Below are 5,055 nucleotides of genomic sequence, written 5' to 3' on the forward strand. Positions count from 1 at the left end.
CACCGGGGCGGGGGGGGGGTCCGCGCCAAAAAAGGGGGGCGGGGACTGGCGGCCCGCTTTCTGTTTCAGTACTCTTCCGGCTTGGCCCCGATCTTCTCTTCGTCGCCGAAGATCATGGCCTGCAGGAACTCGGTGCACCACCACTGCCGCGCCATCTCGCGGGTGAGTTCGGCCATGTCAGGTGCAATCGGCTTCTTGTCGAAGTCCGGCAGCGACGGCAGCGTTTCGAAGCCCGGTGGCTTGGTCGACGGATCGTCCAGCGAGGCCTGCATGCGCTGCATCAGCGTCTGCTTCTGGCCCTCCACCGTAGTCGTGTTGAGGGGCGCCATCGCCCCCAGTTTTTCCAGCATCATCAATCCACTCCAATCGGGATCAGGGGTAAAGGCAACCGCTTGAGGCGGGCATCAATCCCGCTCACGTAGGCACTGGCGCGCCGCCGCGCGGCCGCTTCCAGTGCATCGCCATCCACGCTGGCTTCCACGGCGGCGGCCATGGCGCCTACCGGGTCCAGCTCAAACAACAACGGGCCGGCTTTGAGCATCGGCAACGCCGACCGCGAGGCCACGAGCTGCACAGACGGGGCATCGGCCTTCGTCGCCAGCTGCGCCAACACGCTTTCGCCCAGTGCAGGCATCTGCTCCGGCACGTACAGCACCAGTGCGGACTCCGCAGCACCCAGCAACTGTTCGCAGCGGCGCACGACCAAGGCAGCTTCGACGCCTTCGGCAGCAAGGCTTTCCGCGATCACCTCACGCACCTGGCCCAGCACGGCATCGCGCGTGGCCTGCACGTCCCCCAGTGCGGCTGCCAGCAGGGGCACGGCCTCGGCGATGGCATCGGCATAGCCCTCACGGAAACCATCGAGACGGGCCTGCGCGGTGGCGGCGTCCACCTGCTCGGGCAGCGCGCCCAACACGGCAGCCGCGCGACGCCGAGCGGCGGCCTCGAGCTGGTCGGCACGTGCGGCCTGGCGCAGCGCGCTGGGGGCAATCACCCCGCCCTGCGCGTGCGCCAGAACGTGCTCAGGAAAGCTTTTCAACATAGGTCACCGCCGTCCAGAAGAGGTCCAGGTCAATACGTTCTCGTGCGAGCGGGCGCAGGGTGTCGCCCGCCATCGGCGCAAAGGGAAGGGAAAGGCGTGCAGAGAGCCACGCGGGCAGCAGCGGGGCCAGCGGCTGTAGTTCCACGCCGCCCCAGACGAGCAACACCCCGGAAAGATCCGCCGGTGCGGGCTCTTGCACGCGGCCCTCCGGCTGCTGCGCATGGTCCGCCCGCATGAACGCCTGCACCGTCGCCGGCAATGCCGAACAGCCGCGCTGCGACGCCAGCCAGCCACGCAGCCGCGCGGCCGCCATCAGCGTGGCCACCTCCGGCAGCTTCGGCCACAGCCCCATCAATCGCCGTGTCAGCACATCGGCCGGCACCGCCAGCGTTGCCGGCATGGGCAGGCGCCGCTGGCGGATCAGCGTGGTGTTGAGCCAGCGCTGCTGGTCCAGCGACGCGCTGGCGTACACCGCCCGCCACGGCCGGTAGTACGCGGCCGGGGCATACGCGATGTGCATGGCCTCATGCACCGCGCCACCGCCTCCAGCCGCGCGCGCCATCCCCACGGCCGGACATCCGCTGCCAGGCCGTGCGCGCACGGTTGCCGATCGCGGGCACCAGCCGGATCACCACCCAGCCGCCCAGCAGCAACAGCAGGGCTACCGCGCCGCACAGCACCATCAGGGCAACGGGCAGGCTGCGCTCGCTGCCGGCGGTCACCGCCAGCGTCCGCGGTCCCTCGACCTGGGTGAGGATGACCGACACATTGTCGTACTCCACGCCATCGAAGGTGTTGCGCAGGAAGCGCTTCACGGTCTGCAGCAGCACTTCGGTATCGATGCCGGGCTCATGGGCCACCACCGCAGCGACATGCATGCGGCGACGTTCGGCACGCCGCCCCTCGGTGCCCAGGTTGGCGTCGTAGTTCAGGTGCACGCGACTGGACTGCACGCCATCCATCAGTTGCAGCGATTCCTCCAGGCGCTGTTCCACGGCCGATATCAGCCGCGCTCGTTCACCGAGCGGCGTGCTGACAAGAGAATCGGCCGGGAACGCCGCGGAGACCTGGCTGCGCGGCGCCGACGGCAGGTCGTTGCGCTGCATCAGTTCAATGGCTTCGGGCAGGTCGCGCGGTCCTACCTGGACCTGGTACCCGCCCTTGCCGAGGTTGTGCTTTTCGGCATCGATGTTATGGCGCAGCAGCACGGCAATCACTTCATTGGCCTGGCGCTCATCCAGGTTCTCCAGAAGTGGTTTGCGCGCGCAGCCCACCAGCAGCACCAGCGCAAGCAGGGGCAGCACCATGCGCCACCGGCTGGGGCGGCGCACGGCAACCGCAAAAGGCGGCATCTTCATGACTTGAGCAGTGTCTCCACCGTCTTGTTGGCGTGGTTGGCCAGGCCGGCGGCGACGATCATGCGTTTGGTGTAGTCGGCCAGGTTGAGCTGCAGCTCGTGCAGCGCGGCCGGGCTGGATGCGGTGACGGGGTCGTTGCTGGTTGCCTGGATGGCGGCCAGGTCGTTGCCCGCGCCCACGTAGCTGTTGGCCAAGGCTTGGCTCATGCGATTGGAAAGCGGTACTGCGGCGCCGTCGGCGTCGCCCACCGCGTTGATCTCGGTGGAAATCTGGGTCACTTGCACGGGTGCATCTCCTGCGGGATTTCCCGCATAAAGTCCTGGCGCCGGCAGAGGAGCTGCCGGCGAAGGAGTTCATCAACCCAGGTTACGGGCATTCTGCTTCTGCATGTCCGACAGGCTCTTGGCCGAGTTCGACTGCAACGTGCGGTAGGTGGTGTACGCCGACAGGGCGGTCTGATAATCGGCGAGGTATGCCGGGTTCGTCGGATCGCCCTCTATGCCACCTTCAATGCCATCGCCTGCGATCTTCTTGAACGCGTCGTCCAGCGCCTTCTTCAGGGTTTTCACACCCTTATCAAATCGATCGCTGTGATCGCCCAGCCAGCCCCACTGTGGGCCTTGGACATCGCCATCAAAATCATCGCCCGGAACGGGCGTGGTACCAACGGTTGGTGTAGTCATTACAGTTACTCCGGAAGAATGGTCAACGGCTACCAGCCGTAGAAAAATCCCAGCGCCCTTCGCCTACAGAAAGCAACTGGCCCTGGGAATACTGGTAGGAACGCCCCTTGAGCAGGTCGTCCCACAAACGGATGCTGATGCGCACGCGGCGCTCGCCCCACTGCTGCACGAAATCGTCGCGGTAGCGCGCCATGGCGTGCAGCGATGCGTCGTCAAGGAACACATCGTTGGAGATGCTGGCCCGCCCGGCATGGTTGCCGGTGCGCGTGGTGATGCCGCGCGCACGCAGTTCGTCGCGTGCCATCGCCACCAGCTGGCCATCGCCCACCGAGCGCACATCGATGCTGGCGGCATACGGCATGTGCGGTACCAGCAGCGCCTGCACCTGGCGGCGGCGCTCAACGTCGTTCATGCCCAATGCGGTGATCACCACTTCAGGCTGCTGCGGCGCGCGCAGTCGGATGACCGCATAGTCGACACTGGCACTATCGAGCACGGCGCCGATGCGTGCGGCCTCCATCTGCCGTTCGCGGTACTGGTCGTGCAGACGTCCGGCGCGCTGGCTGGCACGCTGGCCCCAGGCCACGGCCTCGGCGCTGTCGCCGAAGGCATACAGGCGGCCCTCCGCGTCATGCACCACGGTGTAGTTGTAAGGCGATTTCGCCAGAACGGCTTCCAGCGTGCGGACCTGGGTCGCTGGGCGTTGGCGCTCGTAACCCCACCAGCCGCCGGCGCCCACCACCACCGCCAGTGCGGCAACGGCAATCCAGCGGCGGGCGCCGGCACTGCGCGTGGGGCGCGTTACCGGGGTGAAGGTCGCGCCGTCGTCCACCACCACCGGCAGGCGGTGGTCGAGCACAGCGGCGGACCAGGTGTCGTGCTCCGAACGGACAGCCAGCGCCAGGCCGGCAACGTGCACCACCGCGTTCAGCGGCAGCGCCTGCGGGCTCCAGATATCGTCACCTTCCGGGCGGACGTCGAGCGTGATGCTGTCCTCGCCCAGGTGGAACCGGAACGAGGCCGGCGTCAGGTCACCGGGGATGTAGAACACGTTGTCCGCGTTGGCCAACGTGGCGCCGAGCTGGCCCTGGTGCAGGGTGCGCGCCGGTCCCACGTGGAAGACGGTGTCGCCGGGGGAGAGGGTGAATTCCACGCCATCGAGCTGGCCGGAAAGCAGTTTCAACTTGTGCGCGGGGAGCATTGGAGTCCGGGGAATGCGGGAGCGGAAGCGCCGTTGCACAAGGCGTTTCGGCGACGACGCGCAGACTGACAGCTCCCCCGAACCCCTGACATGAAGAAAGTTTCAATGTCCGGTGACTGCAGTTTGTTGCAGTACTGCATATCACCGACGCACTGCAATCAGTGAACTGCCTGGTAAAGCGCAGTGACCTTCTCGACGTAACGTCGGGTTTCACTGAACGGAGGTACGCGGTTTCCATGGCGTTGCACGGCGCCCTCGCCCGCGTTGTAGGCGGCCAGCATCAGGCTCAGGTCGCCGTTGAAGCGACGGTGCAGCCAGACCAGATAGGCCGTGCCGGCACGCAGGTTCTGCAGTGGGTCGAACAGATCGTTTGCGCCGAAGCGCTTACCTGTTGAGGGAATGACCTGCATCAGGCCGAGTGCACCCGCGTGGGACCGTGCCTGGGGATTGTAGGCGGATTCCACGGTGACGATGGCATGCAGCAGGCGCGCATCCACGCCATGCTCTGCGGCGACCTGCTCGATCAACGGCGCCCACCGCGCTGCGGCCTTTGGGGCCGACGCGGCGCTGGGGGCGCGTCGAACGGGGGCCGGCACGTAGGGCCTGAGCGGATCAAACGCTTTGGCCCCCGCAAGGGGGGCCGTGGATACCTGTAGTTGGCCGTTGCGATCCAGGCTGGCGAACACCTGGTTGGCGCTGGCCGGCAGGGCCGTGGTGGCCAGCGCCACCAGCAGCCCTGCCTTCCAGCGGGTCACGTCAACGCGTCCGGAT

Annotated in this window: 8 protein-coding genes; all 8 read right to left on the reverse strand. The window is 66.9% G+C overall.

Going from position 1 to position 5,055, the window contains the following annotated elements:
* Positions 1–65 precede the first annotated feature (65 nt).
* Entirely contained in the window at positions 66–353 is a 288-nt protein-coding gene (locus QMX79_RS19890) for a hypothetical protein (protein WP_282248317.1), read from the reverse strand.
* Positions 353–1,039 (reverse strand): hypothetical protein, encoded by a 687-nt coding sequence (locus QMX79_RS19895; protein WP_282248318.1) that lies wholly within the window; start codon positions 1,037–1,039, stop codon positions 353–355. The genes QMX79_RS19890 and QMX79_RS19895 overlap by 1 nt, the downstream gene beginning before the upstream one ends.
* The gene (locus QMX79_RS19900; protein ID WP_282248319.1) at positions 1,023–1,562 is read right to left on the reverse strand and encodes a hypothetical protein; all 540 of its coding nucleotides are present in this window, start codon (positions 1,560–1,562) and stop codon (positions 1,023–1,025) included. The genes QMX79_RS19895 and QMX79_RS19900 overlap by 17 nt, the downstream gene beginning before the upstream one ends.
* 4 nt (positions 1,563–1,566) lie before the next feature.
* Positions 1,567–2,400 carry a type III secretion inner membrane ring lipoprotein SctJ gene (sctJ, locus tag QMX79_RS19905; protein WP_282248320.1) on the reverse strand — a complete coding sequence of 278 codons (834 nt, stop codon included), beginning with the start codon at positions 2,398–2,400 and terminating at the stop codon, positions 1,567–1,569.
* Complete coding sequence (sctI, locus tag QMX79_RS19910) at positions 2,397–2,684, reverse strand: type III secretion system inner rod subunit SctI (protein ID WP_282248321.1); 288 nt, start codon at positions 2,682–2,684, stop codon at positions 2,397–2,399. The genes sctJ and sctI overlap by 4 nt, the downstream gene beginning before the upstream one ends.
* Positions 2,685–2,756: 72 nt before the next feature.
* Positions 2,757–3,083 (reverse strand): EscF/YscF/HrpA family type III secretion system needle major subunit, encoded by a 327-nt coding sequence (locus QMX79_RS19915; RefSeq protein WP_282248322.1) that lies wholly within the window; start codon positions 3,081–3,083, stop codon positions 2,757–2,759.
* Between the two features lie 22 nt (positions 3,084–3,105).
* Entirely contained in the window at positions 3,106–4,266 is a 1,161-nt protein-coding gene (locus QMX79_RS19920) for a PrgH/EprH family type III secretion apparatus protein (protein WP_282248323.1), read from the reverse strand.
* A 176-nt stretch (positions 4,267–4,442) separates the two neighbouring features.
* On the reverse strand, positions 4,443–5,055 hold a 613-nt coding region (locus QMX79_RS19925), incomplete at its 5' end, for a lytic transglycosylase domain-containing protein (RefSeq protein ID WP_282248324.1).

The sequence above is a fragment of the Stenotrophomonas sp. PS02300 genome (assembly GCF_029959395.1).
In the GTDB taxonomy this organism is placed as follows: Bacteria; Pseudomonadota; Gammaproteobacteria; order Xanthomonadales; family Xanthomonadaceae; genus Stenotrophomonas; species Stenotrophomonas maltophilia_AD.